The organism is Halorientalis brevis (assembly GCF_042678165.1).
In the GTDB taxonomy this organism is placed as follows: domain Archaea; phylum Halobacteriota; class Halobacteria; order Halobacteriales; family Haloarculaceae; genus Halorientalis; species Halorientalis brevis.
In genome coordinates this window covers 428,481-447,778 of the sequence record NZ_JBHUDJ010000001.1, presented here as the reverse complement: position 1 = coordinate 447,778, position 19,298 = coordinate 428,481, and the positions used below count along the sequence as shown (strand labels likewise).

The 19,298-nt window shown below is 65.5% G+C and carries 17 protein-coding genes; 8 read left to right on the top strand and 9 right to left on the bottom strand.

Going from position 1 to position 19,298, the window contains the following annotated elements:
* From ACFR9U_RS02315 to ACFR9U_RS02305, 3 genes are all read right to left on the bottom strand, one after another.
* A complete protein-coding gene (locus ACFR9U_RS02315; protein ID WP_247377090.1) occupies window positions 1–870 on the bottom strand; it encodes an ABC transporter ATP-binding protein in 870 nt (289 codons plus the stop codon).
* A 294-nt stretch (window positions 871–1,164) separates the two neighbouring features.
* Complete coding sequence (locus ACFR9U_RS02310; RefSeq protein ID WP_247377091.1) at window positions 1,165–1,710, bottom strand: peptidylprolyl isomerase; 546 nt, start codon at window positions 1,708–1,710, stop codon at window positions 1,165–1,167.
* A 60-nt stretch (window positions 1,711–1,770) separates the two neighbouring features.
* Window positions 1,771–2,394, bottom strand: coding sequence for an RAD55 family ATPase (locus ACFR9U_RS02305; protein ID WP_247377093.1), 624 nt, complete (start codon window positions 2,392–2,394; stop codon window positions 1,771–1,773).
* Between the two features lie 109 nt (window positions 2,395–2,503).
* On the opposite strand from ACFR9U_RS02305, the gene ACFR9U_RS02300 reads away from it, so the two are divergent.
* On the top strand, window positions 2,504–2,875 hold the full coding sequence (locus ACFR9U_RS02300; protein ID WP_247377094.1) for a hypothetical protein: 372 nt from the start codon (window positions 2,504–2,506) through the stop codon (window positions 2,873–2,875).
* Between the two features lie 120 nt (window positions 2,876–2,995).
* Entirely contained in the window at window positions 2,996–3,580 is a 585-nt protein-coding gene (locus ACFR9U_RS02295) for an HdeD family acid-resistance protein (protein WP_247377096.1), read from the top strand.
* A 1-nt stretch (window position 3,581) separates the two neighbouring features.
* Here ACFR9U_RS02295 and ACFR9U_RS02290 read toward each other — a convergent pair whose 3' ends face one another.
* The 3 genes from ACFR9U_RS02290 to ACFR9U_RS02280 form a co-directional block, all read right to left on the bottom strand.
* Complete coding sequence (locus ACFR9U_RS02290) at window positions 3,582–4,652, bottom strand: anthranilate phosphoribosyltransferase (protein ID WP_247377098.1); 1,071 nt, start codon at window positions 4,650–4,652, stop codon at window positions 3,582–3,584.
* 95 nt (window positions 4,653–4,747) lie between these two features.
* Window positions 4,748–5,536: a formate/nitrite transporter family protein gene (locus ACFR9U_RS02285; RefSeq protein ID WP_247377100.1), complete on the bottom strand. Its 789-nt coding sequence runs from the start codon at window positions 5,534–5,536 to the stop codon at window positions 4,748–4,750.
* Window positions 5,537–5,705: 169 nt separating this feature from the next.
* On the bottom strand, window positions 5,706–6,161 hold the full coding sequence (locus ACFR9U_RS02280; RefSeq protein ID WP_247377102.1) for a MaoC family dehydratase: 456 nt from the start codon (window positions 6,159–6,161) through the stop codon (window positions 5,706–5,708).
* A 105-nt stretch (window positions 6,162–6,266) separates the two neighbouring features.
* Between ACFR9U_RS02280 and ahbB the strand changes: the two genes are divergently transcribed.
* The 6 genes from ahbB to ACFR9U_RS02250 all read left to right on the top strand — a co-directional run bounded on the left by ahbB (window position 6,267) and on the right by ACFR9U_RS02250 (window position 12,463).
* Entirely contained in the window at window positions 6,267–7,304 is a 1,038-nt protein-coding gene (gene ahbB / locus ACFR9U_RS02275; RefSeq protein WP_247377104.1) for a siroheme decarboxylase subunit beta, read from the top strand.
* Between the two features lie 213 nt (window positions 7,305–7,517).
* A complete protein-coding gene (locus ACFR9U_RS02270) occupies window positions 7,518–8,120 on the top strand; it encodes a response regulator (RefSeq protein WP_247377106.1) in 603 nt (200 codons plus the stop codon).
* 196 nt (window positions 8,121–8,316) lie between these two features.
* Window positions 8,317–8,904, top strand: a complete 588-nt coding sequence (locus ACFR9U_RS02265; protein WP_247377108.1) for a response regulator — start codon at window positions 8,317–8,319, stop codon at window positions 8,902–8,904.
* A gap of 15 nt (window positions 8,905–8,919) precedes the next feature.
* A complete protein-coding gene (locus ACFR9U_RS02260) occupies window positions 8,920–10,704 on the top strand; it encodes a histidine kinase N-terminal 7TM domain-containing protein (protein ID WP_247377110.1) in 1,785 nt (594 codons plus the stop codon).
* Between the two features lie 91 nt (window positions 10,705–10,795).
* Complete coding sequence (gene mptA / locus ACFR9U_RS02255) at window positions 10,796–11,728, top strand: GTP cyclohydrolase MptA (RefSeq protein WP_247377112.1); 933 nt, start codon at window positions 10,796–10,798, stop codon at window positions 11,726–11,728.
* 165 nt (window positions 11,729–11,893) lie between these two features.
* Window positions 11,894–12,463: an AN1-type zinc finger protein gene (locus tag ACFR9U_RS02250; protein ID WP_247377114.1), complete on the top strand. Its 570-nt coding sequence runs from the start codon at window positions 11,894–11,896 to the stop codon at window positions 12,461–12,463.
* A 75-nt stretch (window positions 12,464–12,538) separates the two neighbouring features.
* Here ACFR9U_RS02250 and ACFR9U_RS02245 read toward each other — a convergent pair whose 3' ends face one another.
* The 3 genes from ACFR9U_RS02245 to ACFR9U_RS02235 form a co-directional block, all read right to left on the bottom strand.
* Entirely contained in the window at window positions 12,539–12,688 is a 150-nt protein-coding gene (locus ACFR9U_RS02245; protein WP_247377117.1) for a DUF7576 family protein, read from the bottom strand.
* A gap of 40 nt (window positions 12,689–12,728) precedes the next feature.
* Window positions 12,729–13,325 (bottom strand): MaoC family dehydratase, encoded by a 597-nt coding sequence (locus tag ACFR9U_RS02240; protein WP_247377119.1) that lies wholly within the window; start codon window positions 13,323–13,325, stop codon window positions 12,729–12,731.
* A gap of 195 nt (window positions 13,326–13,520) precedes the next feature.
* Window positions 13,521–19,295 (bottom strand): PAS domain S-box protein, encoded by a 5,775-nt coding sequence (locus ACFR9U_RS02235; RefSeq protein ID WP_247377121.1) that lies wholly within the window; start codon window positions 19,293–19,295, stop codon window positions 13,521–13,523.
* Between the last annotated feature and the right edge of the window lie 3 nt (window positions 19,296–19,298).

Here is a 19,298-nt window from a genome sequence, read left to right as displayed (position 1 = left end):
TCAGTGTGGTCGTTCGACCGTTTCGAGGTACGCGTCCTCGAGCGTCGCCGGGACCTGCGCTGCGGTCTCCGTGGGCGGGGACTCGCCGAGCACCCGGGCTTTGACGCCGTCGGACCGCTGGACAGTGCTGCACACCTGATACTGGTCGGCGAGCGTGGACAGTTCCGACCGCGGCACCACGCACTCGTAGACGGTCTCGGCGACCCGGTCGATCAGTTCGTCGACCGTCGCGTGTGTGAGCAACCGGCCGTCGTCGAGGATGGCGATTTCGTTCGCTGTCGCCTCCACGTCCGGGACGATGTGCGTCGAGAGGACGACCACCCGGTCGGTCGCGGTGTTGGCGAGCGCGCTGCGCAGGCGGACCCGCTCCTCGGGATCGAGTCCCACTGTCGGCTCGTCGACGACGAGCAGCTCGGGGTCGTTGAGCAGCGCTTGCGCGATCCCGACGCGCTGGCGCATCCCGCCGGAGAACGTCTCGAGCTTCCGGGTTCGGACGCCGGTGAGATTCGTCAGTTCGAGCAACTCGTCGATCCGTGCGCTCGCCGTCTCGCTGTCGAGTCCCCGCAAGGCAGCCATGTACTCTAGAAACTCCGTCACCGTCAGGTCCGGGTACACGCCGAAGTCCTGCGGGAGATAGCCGAGTACCGATCGCACGGTGCCGGGTGACTCGACGATGTCCGTTCCGTTCCAGGTGGCTGTGCCCGTCGTCGGCTTCAGGATCGTCGAGAGAATCCCCATCAGCGTCGATTTCCCCGACCCGTTCGGCCCGAGGAGGCCGTGAATCCCCTCTTCTAATTCGAGAGTCACGTCGCGGACCCCCCACGTCCCCTCGCCGTACTGTTTCCCGAGGGATTCCGTACGGAGCGTCATCGGTGACCTCCGGCGCTAACCGGTCGCGGCGCGCTCGGTCGCCGGGACCACCGCCTGCCGATCGGTGCGCGTCGGACCGCTCGGCTTGGCGGCAGTCGCGAGCGTGTTCGTGGACGGTACCAGCTCTCGGGTGTGGAGGGCTGCTCTGCAGGCGGGACCATGCTGGTCGGATGTTCCGCGAGCCGTGTAATAAAGCAGCTATGACAGTTTCAGCGAGCGAAACTCTCGTCGTCACGTGAACGACGACTCGGTGACGAGGCGTTCGTCACCGTGGTTCGGTGTTGGTCGCGTTCCTCAGCGGTCGATATCGACGGATTCGATGACGACGTCGTCGAGCGGCTTGTCTCTGCCGTCGGTCTCGACGGCGCCGATCTCTTCGACGACGTCCATCCCGTCGACGACTTCGCCGAAGACGGCGTGTTTGTCGTCGAGGTGTGGCTGTGCGCCGAGTGTGATGAAAAACTGTGAGCCGTTCGTGTCGGGGCCGGAGTTGGCCATCGACAGTTTGCCGGGGCCGTCGTGGCGGAGCTCGTCGTGGAACTCGTCGTCGAACTGGTAGCCGGGGCCGCCTCGACCCGTCCCCGTGGGATCCCCGCCCTGGATCATGAAGTCCTCGATGATGCGGTGGAAGGTGATCCCCTCGTACAGTGAGTCGCCGCGGACCTCGCCCGTCTCGGGGTCTTCCCACGTCGTCGTCTCGACGCCGGGTTCGTCGTTCGCCGCGGGGTCGTGTTCGGCGAGGTTGAGGAAGTTCTCGACGGTCGTCGGCGCGCGCTCTGCGAACAGTTCGATTTCGATGTCTCCGTGGTTCGTCGACAGCGTGACAGTCGGGTTGCTCATGGAGTCCCCTCCGTCGGGTCAGGGGAAAAGTCTGGTGTCTGGGGCCATTTGGTCGTCCGATTAGCGCCGCGCGTCGGCGGTCACGCCGCCGTCCGAGAAGTTCAGATCGACCAGTCCGAACGGCGAGCCACCGCGGACCTTGGTGATGGCCATCCGGGTCCGGAGGTTCTCGTCGATGACCTCGGCACAGACGTCCCACACCTGGTCGGCGCGGGCCAGCGTCATGTCCCGGCGGAGGACCGAGGGCGTGTTCTCGTGGCAGTGGAGCAGGCCGACGCTGTCGGTCATCCGGAGCGCGCGCTTGCAGGTGTCCAGAAACGAGCGGTAGCGTTCGCGGTCACCCTGCTCCAGTTCGGTCGTCGGGTCGATGATCACCAGCGAGTGCGAGTCAAGGCCGCCGAGATACTGCTCCGGGCTGGCGAGGATGTCGTCACCGCTGACCGCGCGGACGTCGATGCTGACGCCGGCCGTCGAGGGCAGCGTGGCGGTGATGGCGTCGGTCACCTCGTCGCTCGTGCGAAGCGTCGAAAGGTATCGCGTCGGGTTCTCGGCCGCCATCGCGTACAACAGCGGTTCGCTCTGTGCGCGCGGCGGCGCGGTCAGTGCCACGAGACTGCCCGGTGGCACGCCGCCACCCATGGCGCTGTCGAGGAGTTCGACCCCGGTCGAGAGGTCACCGGTCATGCCCCCACGCATGCGGTCTGTCCCGATAAATGTGCTGTCGACTGGTGCTGTCGTGCCACCGTTCGGCACGGAGCGGCCCGTTTTTTGTCCCGGGCTGCGAGGTGCCGCCATGAGCACTGACCGGGCGACGGCGGAGGGCACCAGCGGAATGGCCGCGACGAACGCGGTCCTGGTTACCGGACTCCTCGCTGCGCTGCCTGCCGTTCTCGTCATCTACCTGCGTTTCGACGGCAACCTCTACGCCGTCTTCCTCACGACGCTCGCGATGGGCGCGCTCCCACCGTACAGTTACAGCAAACGCTCGCGGCGGGACAGTCCGGGCCGCGCCGCGCTCTGGGGGCTCGGCGTCGCACTCGCCGTCTTCGCGGCGTTCCTCGGTCTCTGGGTCGCCCTCCGCGAGTCGCTCGGCGCTGACGGCGCGGCCCTCGTCGCCTTCCTCGCCGTCCTGCTCGCCATCTACGGCGCGCTCACGGTTCGGTGATCGTCACAGTCGTTCCCGAGTGACCCGAAACCGACCGGCATGCCAGCGGCGCGTAACTCCACTCGAATATAACCATTTATCGTGAATATCCTTACCCGTCTCCGGTTCCTGTGCGCGCGTATGAGCACGGAAACACCGACCGACGCGACGCTGGCGACGGTGGTCGCCGACAAGCGGCGGACGCTCCAGGCGGCCGGCGTCCTGCTCGCGCTGCTGGGGGTGCTGGCGATCGCGTTCCCGTTCGTGACCGGCATCTCGCTGGCGCTTCTGTTCGGGGCGACGCTGATCGTCGGCGGCGTCTTCCACTACGCGCACGCCTTCTCGGCGGCCGGCTGGAGCGGCTCGATCGCACAGGTGCTCCTGGGGCTCCTCTACACGGGGGCCGGCATCCTGCTGATGGCGAACCCGGTTCTCACGCTGGCGTCGCTGACCGTGCTGCTCGTCGCGTTCCTCGCCGTCGAAGGGCTCGTCCTCATCGGGCTGAGTTTCACCGTCCGAAACGAGCCAAACTGGGAGTGGAACGTCTTCAGCGGCTTGCTCTCGCTGTTGCTCGCCGCACTCCTGTGGGCCGGCCTGCCGTCGACTGCCGCCTGGGGACTCGGCCTCATCCTCGGCGTCAACCTGCTGACGACGGGCGTCGGGCTGGTGTTCCTGGGTCGTGGCTCCGAAGAACTGACGGGAGAAACCGCAGAAACGCCCGCGTGAGTTAGAAGGACTGCAGGTCGTCCAGCACCGCTTCGGCGTCGCCGCTCTCGATGGTCTCGCGCGCGACGTCGAGTCCGTCGTCGAGGGTGTCGACGTCTTCGCGGGCGTACATGCGCAGCGCGGCGTTGACGGCGACGGCGTCGGCGAACTGGTCGTCGCGGTCGCCGGCCAGCACTTCCTCGGTGATCGTCGCGGAGTCGGCGGCGACGTCGTCGACTTCGAGGTCCTCGCTCTCGAAGTCCATCCCGTACTCGGGCGTCTCGATCTCGAAGTCGGCGACCTCCTCGTCGCCCTCGCTCCACTCGGCGACGACGGTCGAGCCGGGGCGGACGTCGTCGTAGCCTTCCAGGCCCTGGAACATCAGGACGCGGCTGACGTCCTGGGTCTCGGCTTCCCGGAGGGTGTTGGTCATCTTGAGGGCGAAGGGCAGGTGGTAGAAACTGCCGAGGTGGACGTCGGCGTTGGCGGGGTTGGCCAGCGTCTCGACGGTGTTGACGAACGTCCGGACGCCCATCTGGTCCCGTCGCTCCCAGATGTCGTCGACGCCGGGGTTGAAGTTGGGCTGGTAGTAGTAGCCCACGCCGACCTCGTCGACCATGTCGGCGCTCTCTTCGGGTTCGAGGTCGGTCCGGACGCCGAGTTCGTCGAGCACGTGCTTGTACGAGTCGGACTTCTGGGAGGGGATGCGGTCCCCGGAGTGGATGACGATCGGGGTGCCGGCGGCCGCAGCGACGGCGCCCGCGGCCACACCGAGGATGGCGGTGTCGGCTTTGCCGTCGTAGTTCGCCCCGCAATCGACGGGGTCGGCGTCGGGTTCGGCCGTCACGACGGACTGCTCGCGCATGACGTCGGTGAACGCGGACAGCTCCTCGGGATTGTTGCGCTTCCAGCGGTTGGCCAGCATGAACGCGCCGAACGTCGTGGGGTCGGGTTCGTCGGCCAGGATGCGCTCGAAGGCCTCCCGGGCCTGCGCGTGGTCCATGTCCGCTGCGGATTTGGGCCCCGAACCGACGACTTCGGTCATCAGCCGTTTGAGCGGCCACTCGCCGAACTCCTGGGTCGCTTCTGCCATACTCGGCGCTCGGGCCGCCAGAGCGAAATAGCCTGCGGAACGCGCCGCTTCTCCCACGACGCCGAACGACGACCGCGACGCTGCGACGTCGGGTCTCACCCGCCGTCCTCGCGCGCCCCCTGCACCTGCGCGATGTGAGACAGTGTCACCAGTCCGAGTCCGCCGACGATGTTCCCGGCAGTGACGACGGCTGTGATTTCGGCCAGCGTTCCGAGGCCGATGTCGGCACCGAAAAAGACGCCGAACAACAGGTGCAACACGGTGACGATGACGTGGTCGAACGGCCCCAGCGCCAACAGAACTCCGACCATGTAGGAGACCGTGATCTGACTCCTGACGCTATTGACCGCCGACAAGAGAAAGGAGAGTAGCGTGACGAGACCGCCGCCAGTGATGCCTTTCGCGAAGCCAGCGACCGGGTCTCGGACGACGGTATCCTCGGCGAACCCGCGTAACGCGTGAGCCGTTCCTGACGGGAGTGCACCGTCGACCGACAGGACCCACACCATCAGTGCGCCGCCGACGAGGTTGAGGACGAAGGTAACGACCCACAGGCGGACGAGCTTCGAGACGAGCCACGACTGGGAGTTCTCGGCCGCCGCCGCGACCGGGTCGAAGAAGTTCTCCGTGAACAGCTCCGCGCGACCGACCACCAGGAACACGATGCCAGTGCCGAAAATGAGCGCCCCGGCGACGCTGGCAATGTCCTCGAACTGCGACGCGAACGCCGCCTCAACGATGCCGAGCGCGGCGATCCCGAAGACGATGGTAAAGCCGGCGATGAAACTGGTCGCGAAGAGTTCGAGTGGCGACTGGTCCAGCCGCCGTTGCCCTTCATCGACCGCCCGCTGGAACACCTCGGAGGGGTCCGGTTGGACACCCATTTTCGACTGGTCGGTCGGCACGAGCAAAAACGTGTAGATTCGCCTGTATATCGGGCTGCTACCCCGCTATCAGCCCGCATCCGTCGTGAAAAGGAGGCTCACTTACCAACCCGATGAGATACGCTCTCGACGTGACGGCACTTCGACTGGCGAGCCGGGGTGTGGCCGCTCACTGGTCGTCGTGACGTCGCTCGACCATGCCCAACCCGATCCAGGAGATGACCGCCTCGCCGTCCTGGTTGTACCCCGTGAGCTTGCTGTCGACGTGGCCGACCGCAGGATTGTCTTCGTCGGTTCGTTTGTCGACGACTTCGACCTCGACCGAGAGCGTGTCGCCGGGGCGGACTGGCCGAATCCAGCGCAGGGCGTCGACGCCGCGTGCCCCCTGGGACGCCCAGTCGGCCTCGTCCATCACTTCGACGAGCAGGCGCATGCACATCGAAGCGGTATGCCAGCCGCTGGCTGCGAGGCCGCCGAACGCCGTCTCTTCTGCGGCGTCCTCGTCGACGTGGAACGGCTGCGGGTCGTACTGTTCGGCGAACTCGACGATCTCGTCTTTCGTGACGTCCTGGCTGCCGTGCTCGTAGGTTTCTCCGACCTCGATATCATCGAAGTACCTGACCATCGCTCCCTACTGGCCGGCGCTCCCACGAATAGGTTGTCCCCGTTCGTTGCTGACCAGTTGCGGTGAAACGACAGGATTACACGCCACGACTCCATAGGCCGGCTAATGAGCCTCCAGTCGGGCGACTGGCGCGACGAGATCGACGACGCGGACGCGGCCCTGATCGACGGCTACCAGAGCGACTTCCCAATCGCCGAACGGCCGTTCCGCGTCGTCGCCGACGATCTGGGTATCACGGAAACCGACGCCCTCCAGCGAGTCGAACGGCTCCGCGACGAGGGCGTGTTCCGTCGGTTCGGCGCCGTGCTCAACCCGCCCGTCATCGGGTCGTCGACGCTGGCAGCCGTCGCAGCGCCCGACGACCGCTTCGACGAGGTCGCCGAGGTCGTCAACGGCTACCGACAGGTCAACCACAACTACCGACGGGATCACGAGTGGAACATGTGGTTCGTCGTGACTGCCGGGTCGCGGGAGACGCGCGACCGCATCATCGCCGAGATCGAGGACCGAACCGGCCTCGACGTCCTCGTCCTCCCGATGCTCACCGACTACTACATCGATCTGGAGTTCCCCGTCGTGAACACTGACCGCTTCGCCCGGGAATCCTTCGCAGAAACGGACGCCTCGGCCACTCGAATCAGCGAGGACGCCGCGGCGGACCTCTCCGCGCTGGATCGGCGGCTCCTGCTCGAAATCCAGGACGGCTTCCCGCTGTCGGCGACGCCCTATCGGGACGTCGCCGACGCGGTGGGCGCCGACGTGGCTGACGTGTTAGCGGCCATCGAGGGACTGCTCGCCGATGGGTGTATCAAGCGCATCGGCTGCGTGGTCAACCACGTCGCGACCGGCTTCGACAGCAACTGCATGGTGGTGTGGGACGTGCCCGACGAGAAACTGGACGAGTGGGGGTCGACTGCGGGCTCGCTGCCCTACGTCACCCTGTGCTATCACCGCCCGCGCCGCCCCGAGCAAGACTGGCCGTACAACCTCTTCACGATGATTCACGGCCGCGAATCGGCGGCCGTCGACGAGAAGATCGACGAACTCGCCGACGAGTACCTGCCCTGCGAGCACGAGCGACTGTACTCGACCGAGACGCTGAAACAGACGGGCGCGCGGTACGACGAGATCGTTGGCGAGTGATTTTTCGCCCCACGTGCGAGCGAACCAGCGTTTCTCGTCAGTCGATCTCTCGGTTTGATGATTACTGTAACTCTCTCACTCACGACGGGGTGGAATTGGCGGTGAGCGTCGCTGAAGCGCGGACTTTGCCTCGTGGTGGCAGCTGCAAAACGTCTTGGTCTATCGAAACATCCGGAACGCTTATCATTCTGTTGCGTCTAAGGTGCTACCCTGATGAGTTCCGGTGACCTCCCCACCGTTCTGGTGGTGGACGACGAACCCGACGTGGCCGACGCCTACGCGGCGCAGTTGTCGTCCGAGTACCGCGTCGAAACGGCATACAGCGGGGAGGAGGCACTGGACGAACTGGGGCCGGACGTGGACGTGGTGCTGCTCGACCGTCGGATGCCCGGCGTGTCGGGCGACGACGTCCTCGACGAGATTCGTGAGCGCGGTCTCGACTGTCGCGTGGCGATGGTGACGGCGGTCGACCCGGACTTCGACATCATCGAGATGCCGTTCGACGACTACGTCATCAAGCCCGTCTCTCGCGACGACCTGTTCGAGACGCTCGAGCGACTGCTGACGTGCGCCGAATACGAGGCGAAACTCCGGGAGTACTACGTCCTCAGCACCAAGTACGCGACGTTGCTGGCGAACAAGAGCGACGCGGCGCTCGAAAACAGCGAGGAGTTCGCGGACCTGACGGCCCGACGGGAGGAGGTACGCGAGCAACTCGACGCTAGGGTCGAGCAGTTCGACGACGAGGACTTCGCGGCCGTGTTCCGCGAACTCCACGACGGCCGGACGGTCGCCGCTGGGCCGTCCGACGAGTAGCCACGTCGACAGTTCGGCCGCAACCGTCCGGCGGACCGACTGACTGCGTGTTCAGAACGGTTGCCACCGCTCCGCATTCGTCCGATTCCGCCCACACGGGCAGCCACTGCGTTCGTGCATCCTGATTTTCATTTCTGAGGAACGGGCGGAAACTTTTTGCCTGTTCTTTGCGACCTGATAACGTGAGTGGATAGGTTTGGGCGAAACAACAATCCTCATCGTCGACGACGAATCTGCAGTCACGGACGTCTATGCGGCTCATCTCCAGGACGAATACGACGTCCGGACAGCCTATGATGGGTCGGAAGCGGTCGAGAAGCTGGACGAGGAGATCGACGCCGTCCTCCTGGACCGCCGGATGCCGGGCATGTCCGGTGACGAGGTCTTAGAACACATCCGCGAGGAGGGATACGACTGCCGCGTGGCGATGGTGACGGCAGTCGATCCGGACTTCGACATTCTCGACATGGGCTTCGACGATTACGTCGTCAAGCCGGTCTCGCGGGACGATCTCTACGAGACGGTGGACAGACTGCTCACCTATTCGTCGTACGACGACACGTTCCAGAAGTACTTCTCGCTGGTCTCGAAGCGGGCTGCGCTCCAGACCTCGAAGAGCCAGTCGGCGCTCGAAACCAACGAGGAGTACCAGGAATTGACCGATCGAATCAACGAACTCGAAGCGGAACTCGACGACGCTGTGATGGACTTAGAGGAGGGCGAGTTCGGCGCGCTCTTCCGGATGCCGGAACCCGATTTCGACTCCCTCGACTCTCCGTCATAGCCGTCGCTGGCTCTCATGGCATGGGAACAGACGCCGTATACGGTGCTGTTCGCCGGTGTAACAGTCCTGTTGTTAGCCGCTGCCGTCGTCTCGTTCCGCCACCGCGAGGCGGCGGGCGCCACGCCACTGGCTGTTCTCTCCGCTGCGACGGCCGTCTGGGCGGCGACCGCCGCACTCGGCGTCGCTCGAACCGACCCCGGTGGACTCCGGGCGTTCGCTAATCTCGCGTTCGTCGGCGTCTCTCTCGTCCCGGTCGCGTTCCTCTTTTTCGCCGTCGAGTACGCCAACCGCGACGTGTGGCTGACTCGGTACGGACCGCTCCCGCTGCTCGTGGTCCCGGTGCTCACACAGCTCGTGGTCTGGACGAATCCCTCGCACCAGCTGATGTGGACGCGCCGGGTCGTCGAGCACACCGGCTCCGTTTCGACGCTCGCCGTTCAGTACGGTCCCTGGTTCTGGTTCCACAGCGCCTATTCGTACCTCTTGACGCTGGTGGGGACGTATCTGCTCGTCCGAACCTACGTGGTCTCGGAGACCGTGTTTCGGAGCCAGTCCGCCGCCGTCCTCGTCGGGGTGATGGCACCCTGGCTCAGCAACGCGCTGTACGTGTCCGGCCTCCTCTCCGTCCCAATCGACCCGACGCCGGTCGCGTTCTCGGTGACGGCGGTGGCGTTTCTGATCGCCATCTACAGACACAAACTCCTCGAACTGATGCCCGTCGCACGTGAGATCGCCCGTGACGAACTCCTGGACAACCTCGTCGAGGCGGTGTTCATCCTCGACGACCGCGGCTGCATCTCGGATTTCAACGAACCCGCCAGGCACATCGCGGGTGAGCCGGCCGCTGCCATCGTCGGTGAACCCATCGACGAGGTCGTTCCGGGGCTCGCGGACGCGCTGACCGACGTGAGCGACGAGACGCTCTCTGAGGACGACACCGGGACCGAGGTCGCGCTTCGGCAGAACGGGACGCTTCGCCACTACGACGTGCGGGTGACGGAGTTGCGCCGTGGCGGTGGGCTGCTGCGCGGGAGGCTCGTGAGCCTCCAGGACGTGACCGACCGCCGACAGCGCGAACAACGGTTGGACGTGCTCAACCGGGCGCTGCGTCACGACCTGCGCAACGAGGCGAACGTCATCCTGGGGTACGCCGAACTCGGCATGCAGAACCACCCCGACGCCGAGTGGGTCCAGGCCATCCAGCACCACGTCTCGGGCATGGTCGATCTGAGCGCCAAGGTCCGCCAGATCGAGCAGGCGCTCGACGGGGAAAACGTCGAGTCGCGACCGATCGACGTGGCGGCAGCCGTCCGCGAGGTCGTCGCCGAAATCGAGGCAGAACGCCCCGACCTCTCTATCGACACGGCCCTGCCCGATTCGGCGCACGCCTCGGCCATCGAACTCGTCGATTCGGCCATCTCCAACGCCCTCGAGAACGCGATCGAACACAACGACAATCCGGACCCGCTGGTCGAGGTGTCGGTCTCGGTCTGGCTGACCGACGCCGGTGACGTGGCGATCGAGATCACCGACAACGGCCCCGGCATCCACGAGGACGAACGCGAGGTCCTCCTGCGCGGACGGGAGACCCAACTCGATCACGTCAGCGGCCTCGGCCTCTGGATCATCAACTGGATCGTCACCGAATCCGGGGGCACCATCGCGATCGACGAGAACGAGCCCCGGGGCAGTGTCGTCACGCTCCACCTCCCAGCGGCGGAGAACCCTCCTGAATCGGAAGCGGCCGTCGCGGATCCCGCTTCGACCGGTCAGCCCACCGGAGACGTCGACCGCTCCTGAGCGTGCGAGCCGTGGGAGCCGGGACTGGCTTCACGCAGAGCAAATTTCTTTTCGAAAGCACTAACGGTAGTTCAAGCCTAAGAAGACTCCAATGAGTCAGCAACTGCCGGACGTCCAGGCATCCAGTCCGGAAGTACGCGTGGGCTTGAACCGTGTCGGCGTCACGGGGGTCGAGAAACTCGTCAAACTCGGTCGCCAAGACGACCGTCCGATCGTTCTCATGGCGGACTTTTCGGTGTTCGTCGACCTGCCGTCCTGGCGGAAGGGCGCAGACATGTCCCGGAACATGGAGGTCATCGACGAGACGCTCGAAGCCGCCGTCGCAGAGGAAGCCTACCGCGTCGAAGACGTCTGCGGTGAGGCCGCCGAACGGCTGCTCGACAAGCACGACTACACGACCAAGGCCGAGGTCCGCATGGAGGCGGAGTACGTCACCCGCGAGCGGACGCCCGAGAGCGACCGCCCGACCCAGTCGACCGCGGACATCATCGCCTCGGCGACCGCCACCGAGGATGGCACCCACGAGGAGATCGGCGCCCGCGTCACCGGGATGACCGTCTGTCCCTGCTCGCAGGGAATGAGCACGTCCCGCGCACGGGAGACGCTCCGCGGCCTGAACGTCGAGGACGAAGTCATCGACCAGTTCTTAGAAGAGGTACCGCAGCCAGGCCACTCCCAGCGGGGCCACGCCACGCTGACCATCGAGAGCGAGGGCGCGCCCGAGGCGGACCTGAACGACATCATCGAGGTCGCCCGCGATTCGATGAGCGCGCGCATCTACAACCTGGCCAAGCGCCCGGACGAGGACCACATGACCTACGAGTCCCACAAGGACGCGAAGTTCGTCGAGGACTGCGTCCGCTCGATGGCCGAGGGCGTCGTCGACGCGTTCCCGGATCTCCCCGAGGACGCCATCGTGACGATGAAACAGTCCAACGACGAGTCGATCCACCAGCACAACGCCCACGCGGAACGGGTCGCGGAGTTCGGGACGCTCGTGGGCGAGGTCAACGGGGACGACTAGCGTCTGCCGACCGGAGGGAGGCGGTTCACGGACCGCGAGCATGGCGAGCGGTCCGTTTTTCGCCCACGTTTTTCGAGGAGTGGTCGCCGCTGGCGACCCGACGATGAAAAAGGTGGGGTGTCAGATGCCCAAGATTATTATCGTCTTATAGAAATAGACGGACGTATGGCAAGCTGTGCCGAATGTGGGGATGGGATAGAGACGGCATACGACTGTCGTGACTGCGGGGACGCGTTCTGCATCGACCACCGACTCCCGGGCGATCACGAGTGTGCGTCGGGAACGGAGGACACGGTTGACGTGACCGATGGTGGCGTGGTCACGGAGCCGACGTCGCTCTCGCTGCCGGACGGGCCGCGAGTAACGCTGTTCTTACCGGTCTGGCGGAAGATTCCCTGGCCGATCTTTCCGCTGCTGGGGGTCGTGCTCGTTCCGGCGTCCGTGCTGGCGCTCGTGTTCGCTCCGGTAGCGCTGCTGGGAGTCGCGCTCGTTCCGCTGTCGCCGCTGGTGCTTGGTCTCCACGTCTATCACGAGCGGCTCGCCCACGCGCTGGCCGCAGAGTCCGGCGAGGGCGAACCCGACGCGTGGCGTCCGAGCGGTGTGTACTACTTCCCGGTCGCACTGCTGGTCTTCTCCCGACTCATCGGTGACCTGGGGATCGTGATCGCGATGGGGGCGATTCCCGGGCTGATCGCGTCGATCGTCTACGCCGTTCAGAAACTGCGGCACAGGTGACGGCTCGTCCGCACGGCGGGTCACGGGCGCTGCCGGGGAGACCAACCGCTTCGTTCGTCACTGTGGTTCTTCCGATCAATCGGCCGTCTGGGCACGCCACGTCTCGCGACACTGCTTGTCACAGAACGCGTAGAGCGCGACGTTGCCGCGTTCGTCCTTCGCGGTGACGATCGGGTACCAATCGGAGGTGTCGATCGCCGACCCGCAGCAGTGACAGTGTGTCATTCGGCTGTTGGATTCGCGCTGTGGGCTCCTGTGCGCCGAATTAGCGTTCGTCATCCCTCTCGGTTCCGGGCTGGACCAGCACCACGGCTTCACCGTCGATGACGGTTCCGTCCTCGTCGGTGACCGTCGTCGACAGCCGATACCGGTCGTCGCTGATCGGTTCGACGACTGTGCAGTCGGCGGTGACCTGGGCGCCGAGGTAGACCGGACTGTGGAACTCCAGGTCCTGTGAGAGGTAGACGACGCGACCGGGGAGACGGGCCAGCGCGGCGCTGATCAGCCCGGAGACGAGGATCCCGTGTGCGATCCGGGTGCCGAACATCGTGTCGCTGGCTGCCGCTTCGTCCAGGTGGAGCGGGTTCGTGTCGCCGCTTACGGCGGCGAACTGGGTGACGTCCGCATCGGAGATCGTCTTGCCGAACCGGACGCTGTCGCCGACGGTGAGTTCGTCGGGATCGTCGACGTCGGTGGTGACGTCCCAGTTCGGGAGGTCGGCGGCCGGTTCGATCTCGTCGGCCGGGGCGTCGCCGTCCTGCGTGCTCGTGGACAGGCCGGACGCGGCCAGCAGGGCTCGGTTTGCTTCGACGAGACTGGCTCGAAGGTGCGTCGATGAGTCGGTGAGTGTGTTCAGTAGCATCGGTGGGTGCGAGTCGAGTCGGTCGGACGCCGTCTCGACGGTATCGCCTATCGAACGGTAAGGTACCGTTACGCGATAGGACTGGCCGGTACGTGTATTCGGTCGGCTCGCTGGCGAGGCAATATGTATACGGTTGTCTCGGCTTACGGACAGCTATGGTCAGCTTAGGCCGGAAACCGCGTCGCTGTGGGCGGCCTACGCGGTGGGCATCGCCGGCTGCTGTTCGGCGTCGAACAACTGGCCGAGCAGGCTGCGCTGTGCGAGTCGGAGGTGCCGGTTGACGGTCGGTTGTGAGACGTCGAGCATGGTCGCGACTTCCTCGCCGGTCGTCTCGCGCGGCCACTCGAAGAAGCCACTGTAGTACGCAGTGGTGAGCGTCTCGCGCTGTCGATCGGTCAACGCGCCGAGGAGGGATTCGACGAGGTCGGCTTTCGTGCCGATCGAGCGCTCGACGTCGCGCCGTGCGACGAGTTCGACGGACTGGTGGCGATCCTGCAGCAGTTCGACGAACTCGCGGACGTCCGTCTCGCGCGGCACGTCGACGATGACGTCCAGTTCCCCGTTCTCGGCGATCATCGAGCGCGGCCGGACGCCGTGTGAGACGAGCGTCGAGGCGACGAGCCCTTCCGAGATGGTGGCCTCGAAGTGGTCGCCGTCGTCGGTCGTGCTGATGATCCGGTACTCGGACACTGTCACGAACCGGTCCAGAAGCGCTGTAATCTCCGCCGCGCGCGCGTCAGTCACGGTGAAAAACAGCCGCGTCGTCTCGCCGCTGTCGGCCGAGAGGCCGTCGAACTCGACGCGACAGTCGGCCTCGGTCGCGAGTTTCAACAGGAGCGACTCCTCGTTGAAAAAGCGGAGCTTCAGCTCCGTGGCAGTGTCCATGTAGAGCGCCTGCTTCGTCTGGACGGCGCTGATGGCGTTCCCGACGGTCTCACCGAGTTCGACGAACACGGACCGTTCGAGATCGCCGAACGCGTTCGGTTCGTCTGCGTAGACGGCCAGCACGCCGTAGGTGTACTCGTCGTGTCTGACCGGGACGCTCATGACCGACTGGAAGTCGTGTTCGAGGGCCGTTCTGCGCCACGGCTCGGAGCGCAGTCGCTCCAGGACGCTTCCGACGACCGTCGGCGACTCCGCGTCGGCAGTCTGCCAGGCGGGTTCGCTGTCCTCGCCCGTCAGGGCGACGCTGTCGAGGTAGCGCTGGCCCTGCCCAGCCCACGTCTGGGGGACGACGGCTTCGTCGGTGTTGTCGTGGCTGCCGATCCAGGCGAACGAAATCACGTCGCTTTCGGCGAGCTGCTCACAGACGGCGGTCTCGATCTCGGAGCGGGACGTCGCGTCGATCAGCGACTGGTCGACGTTCCGGATGATGTCGGTGATCTCGACCTGGCGCCTGAGGCGCTTGTTCTGTGCCTGGAGCTGTTCGTCTCGCTCTCGCAGGCTCGACTCGCTTTCGAGGCGGTCGAACGCCGCTTCCGTCGTCGCGACGAGCGTCTCGACGAGCTGTCGCGTCCGGCTGTCAACCGACTCGTCGGCCGATACCACCGTCACGACGCCGTGGTCTCCGACTGGCACGACCAGACCACTCTGTGTGGTCGCGTCGGATTCCGTCGCGGTCTCGGAGCGGTCTCCACGGCTCGTGTGGAAACGGTCCGGTTGCGTCTCGTCGTGGAGCAGCCACTGAAGCGATGCGCGGTCGTCGAGCGAGACGGTCTCCCCGTCGACGAACGCCTGCCAGGCCGCTGATTCGTCGTCCCCCATCGGGAGCGGCTGCACGCCGTCACACAGGCTGCCGTATCCCGTCGTCATCGCGATCGGCGCGAACGCGTTGGCCTCGCTGTCGAGCAGGTAGACGCCGACTCCGGGTACGTCGATGATCTCCTCGGCGATGTCGACGACGGTCTCAGAGATCGCGGCTTCGGACTCCGCGTGGAGCAACTCCCGGGTCGCGTCGTGGAGCGATTCGAGCGCTAGCTCGTACTGTTTGCGGTCAGTGACGTCCTGGAGGACGCCCTGGTACTTGACGACCTCGCCGTCCGCACGGACGGGCTCGCCCGAGGATCGCACCCATCGCTCGACGCCGTCCGCGCGTATGAGTCGGCACTCGAAGCTGTACGGTTCGCCCGCTTCGAGCGCGCCCTCGACGAGTTCGCGAAGCTCCTGCTGGTCGTCCGGGTGCGCGAACTCGATCCCCTTCTCCAGGTCGAACGACTCCTCGAGCGGGACGCCGTAGATGCGCTTGAGCTCGTCCGTGAACTGGAGGTCGTACGGCGGTCCCGCTGTGAGGTCGAGTTCCCAGCCGCCGACGCCGGCGAGTTGCTGGGCCTGTTCGAGGAGGTAGCGCTGCCGCTCGAGTTCCCGTTCGTGCTCCTTGCGCTCGGTGACGTCGAAGGAAACGCCGATGACCTCCGTGACCTCGCCGTCCTCGGATACCGGCTGATAGGTGCTCTCGAAGACGACGCCGTCGATCTCGCGGACCGAGTTGACGGTCTCGCCGTCGAGCGCCCGCGCGACGTCTTCGAGGATCTCGTCTCGCCCCTCGTAGACGTCCTCCACGGACTCGCCGACGACTTCGCCGGGTTCGAGGTCGAGCTTCTCCAGCCCTTTGCCGGAAGACAGCGTGAACGTGCCGTCATCGTCGAGTGCGTACAGGATCACGGGGATGTTCGACACGACGGAGTCGAGGCGCTCGGTCGTTGCCTCCAGTTCGCGCTCGCGCTCTTTGCGCTCGGTGATCTCCTGGAGTGCGCCTCGGAGCTTGACGACGTCTCCGTCCTCGTACACCGGCTCCCCGGCGGACCGTACCCATCGCTGGACGCCATCGGCGCCGATGAGGCGCGATTCCTCGGTGTACGGTTCTCCCTCCTCGATCGCGCGCGTGACGACTTCGCGAACGCCCGCCTGATCTTCGGGATGGTACATCTCGATCCCCGTCTCCAGGTCGAAGTTCTCGCCCGGAGAGAGTCCGTGGATGCGGTAGAGTTCGTCGGTGAGCGACACTTCGTACGGTGGTTCCCCCGCGAGGTCGACTTCCCAGCCGCCGACGCCGGCGAGTTCCTGGGCCTGTTCGAGGAGGGAGCGCTGGCGTTCGAGTTCCTGTTCGCGCTCCTTGCGCTCGGTGATGTCCTGGAGTGAGCCCCGGAGCTTGATGATCTCGCCGTCTTCGAGGACTGGTTCGCTGGTCGTCCGGACCCACCGTTCGTTGCCCTCGGCGGTGATGAAGCGTGCTTCGATGTCGTAGGGCTCGCCGTCCTCGATGGCACGCTCGATCGCGTCGCGGACGCGGGGGCGGTCCTCGGGATGGTAGAACTCGATCCCCCGCTCCATGTCGAACGACTCGTCGAGCGGAACCTCGTGAATGCGTTTGAGTTCGTCAGTGAGCTGGACTTCGTACGGCGGCTCTCCGCGGAAATCGAGTTCCCAGCCGCCGACGTGGGCGATCTCCTGGGCCTGTTCGAGGAGGGAGCGCTGGCGCTGGAGTTCGTCCTCGCGCTCTTTGCGCTCGGTGATGTTCCGCGTCGCCCCGACGATCTGTTCGACGGTGTCGTCGATAACGACGGGTGCGAGCCGGGTCTCCCAGCACGTCTCCGAGTCGCGGATCGACAGCTGGACTTCGTATTTGTGCGGGTCCCGCTGGGCGACGCACTCTCTGTAGTGCGCCAAGAGGGTCTCGCCGTCTTCGTCGCCGAAGACCGCTCGAGGGGTCTCTCCGCGGACCTCCTCGTTCGGGAACCCAGTGGTCGCTTCGTACGCTGGGTTCACGCGTTTGAACCGGAACTCGTCGGCGTCCTCGTCGACGTCGATCACGAAGAGCGCGTCCTGGGTGTTCTCGAACAGGGTCTCGGCGATTTCGAGTTCCTGTTCGCGCTGTTTGCGCTCGGTGATGTCGCGACTGAGTCCCATGACGCCGATGATCTCGCCGTCCGCGTCGCGGTAGGGGAACTTGTTGTCGAGGAACGTGATCTTCTCGCCGTCGATGAACCGAACCGCCTCGGCGTTGATCTGCTTGCCGGTCTCCACGAGCCGCCTGTCCTGTTCACGGAGTGCAGCCGCAGTCTCCTCGTCGAAGAGCTCCTCGTCGCGCTTCCCGACCACGTCTTCGGGTTCGAGGTCGAAGAGCCCGGCCGCGGCCTCGTTCATCAGTTCGTACTCGCCGGCTCTGTTCTTGATGTAGACGGCTTCAGCGGTGTTCTCGATGAGCGCGTTGAGCTGCCGGTTCGTCTTCCGGAGCTCCCGCTCGTGGCGTTTGCGCTCGGTGACGTCGAAGGCGACGCCGATGACCTCCGTGACCACGCCGTCCTCGAACACCGGCTGATAGGTGCTCTCGAAGACGATGTCGCCGATCTCGACGGTTTTGCTCACTCGCTCCCCGTCGAGTGCGCGCTCGATGGCCTCGACGACGTCCGTGTTGTCCGCGTAGACGTCTGTCACCGACTCGCCGACGACCTCGCCGGGGTCGAGGCCCAGTTTCTTCAGTCCGTTTCCTTCCGAGAGGGTGAACGTCCCGTCGTCGTCGACCGCGAACAGGATCACGGGGATGTTCGACACGATGGAATCGAGGCGCTCGGTCGCCGCTTCCAGTTCCCGCTCGCGCTGTTTGCGCTCGGTGACGTCCTGGAGCGTCCCTCGCAGCTTGACGACCGCTCCGTCGTCGATGACGGGTTCGCAGGTGGTCCGCACCCACCGTTCGTTCCCCTCGGCGGTGACGAGCCGCACTTCGATGTCGTAGGGCTCGCCGTCCTCGATGGCGCGCTCGACCGCGTCGCGGACGCGGGGGCGGTCCTCGGGATGGTAGAACTCGATCCCCCGCTCCATGTCGAACGACTCGTCGAGCGGAACCTCGTGAATGCGTTTGAGCTCGTCGGTGAGGGTTCCTTCGTACGGTGGGTCTCCACCGAGGTCGAGTTCCCAGCCGCCAACGTGGGCGAGTTCCTGGGTCTGTGTGAGGAGGGAGCGCTGGCGCTCGAGTTCTTCTTCGCGCCGCTTGCGCTCGGTGATGTTGCGCGTGGCCCCGACGACCCGCTCGACGGTGCCGTCGGTGACGACGGGTGCCATCCGCGTCTCCCAGTACGTCCCTTCCTCGGGGACTGCGACCTGTTCGACGAGTTCGATGGGTTCCTGCTGCTCGATACACGTGCGATGGTTTTCGATCATCGCGCTGGCTTCTTCCTCGCTGAAGACAGCTCGCAGATCTCGGCCCCGAATGTCCGCGTTCGAGAGGCCAGTCTCCTCCTCGAACGCGGGATTCACCCGTTCGAACCGGAACTCGTCGCTCTCCTCGTCGACGTCGATCACGTAGAGGACGTCCTGCGTGCTCTCGAACAGCTTGTCGGCGATTTCCAGTTCCTGTTCGCGCTGTTTGCGCTCGGTGATGTCGCGGACGACGCCGGCGGTTCCACGGAACTGGCCGTCCTCCGCCGGAAGCAGCGCCATGTGGTTTTCCGTCAGCACCTCGCCGCCGTCGGCAGTCTGGACCGCCATCTCGAAGGTGAGATACGGCGCTTCGCCGCGTTGGAGCACGTCCCGGATCAGTTCCTGTGCCGTCGCCAGGTCCGCCTCCGTCATCACCGTCGAGACGTGCTCGCCGACCAACTCGCTGGGGTCGTAGCCGGCCAGCTGTTCGATGGCGTCGTTGACGAACAGGAAGTTCCCGTCCGCATCGAGTGCGTACATGGGATCGCCGACCGCCTGGATGATCCCCTCGTAGCGCTCTAACTGCTGGGCCTTCTCCGACAGGTCGGTGATGGCCGTCGCCGCGTCCCGTCCGAGAGAGTACCCGACGAGCGCGACGAGTCCAACGCCGAGGAACGTCGCTGCGACCCCGTATCGGGCGCCGACGCTGAACGCCGCGCCGACTCCGAGCGCCGCTACCACGACCGCCAGGACGACCAGTGCCACCGTGAACTTCAACGCGAACCGCTCCCTGAGAACGTCGGGAACGAGCCACCGCAAAGCGGACCGAGCCATATC

Bases quoted from the DNA above. Each gene is read 5' to 3' on its own strand.
- ACFR9U_RS02315 (WP_247377090.1), bottom strand. From the start codon at position 870: ATGACGCTCCGTACGGAATCCCTCGGGAAACAGTACGGCGAGGGGACG.
- ACFR9U_RS02310 (WP_247377091.1), bottom strand. From the start codon at position 1,710: ATGAGCAACCCGACTGTCACGCTGTCGACGAACCACGGAGACATCGAA.
- ACFR9U_RS02305 (WP_247377093.1), bottom strand. From the start codon at position 2,394: ATGACCGGTGACCTCTCGACCGGGGTCGAACTCCTCGACAGCGCCATG.
- ACFR9U_RS02300 (WP_247377094.1), top strand. From the start codon at position 2,504: ATGAGCACTGACCGGGCGACGGCGGAGGGCACCAGCGGAATGGCCGCG.
- ACFR9U_RS02295 (WP_247377096.1), top strand. From the start codon at position 2,996: ATGAGCACGGAAACACCGACCGACGCGACGCTGGCGACGGTGGTCGCC.
- ACFR9U_RS02290 (WP_247377098.1), bottom strand. From the start codon at position 4,652: ATGGCAGAAGCGACCCAGGAGTTCGGCGAGTGGCCGCTCAAACGGCTG.
- ACFR9U_RS02285 (WP_247377100.1), bottom strand. From the start codon at position 5,536: ATGGGTGTCCAACCGGACCCCTCCGAGGTGTTCCAGCGGGCGGTCGAT.
- ACFR9U_RS02280 (WP_247377102.1), bottom strand. From the start codon at position 6,161: ATGGTCAGGTACTTCGATGATATCGAGGTCGGAGAAACCTACGAGCAC.
- ahbB (WP_247377104.1), top strand. From the start codon at position 6,267: ATGAGCCTCCAGTCGGGCGACTGGCGCGACGAGATCGACGACGCGGAC.
- ACFR9U_RS02270 (WP_247377106.1), top strand. From the start codon at position 7,518: ATGAGTTCCGGTGACCTCCCCACCGTTCTGGTGGTGGACGACGAACCC.
- ACFR9U_RS02260 (WP_247377110.1), top strand. From the start codon at position 8,920: ATGGCATGGGAACAGACGCCGTATACGGTGCTGTTCGCCGGTGTAACA.
- mptA (WP_247377112.1), top strand. From the start codon at position 10,796: ATGAGTCAGCAACTGCCGGACGTCCAGGCATCCAGTCCGGAAGTACGC.
- ACFR9U_RS02250 (WP_247377114.1), top strand. From the start codon at position 11,894: ATGGCAAGCTGTGCCGAATGTGGGGATGGGATAGAGACGGCATACGAC.
- ACFR9U_RS02245 (WP_247377117.1), bottom strand. From the start codon at position 12,688: ATGACACACTGTCACTGCTGCGGGTCGGCGATCGACACCTCCGATTGG.
- ACFR9U_RS02240 (WP_247377119.1), bottom strand. From the start codon at position 13,325: ATGCTACTGAACACACTCACCGACTCATCGACGCACCTTCGAGCCAGT.
- ACFR9U_RS02235 (WP_247377121.1), bottom strand. From the start codon at position 19,295: ATGGCTCGGTCCGCTTTGCGGTGGCTCGTTCCCGACGTTCTCAGGGAG.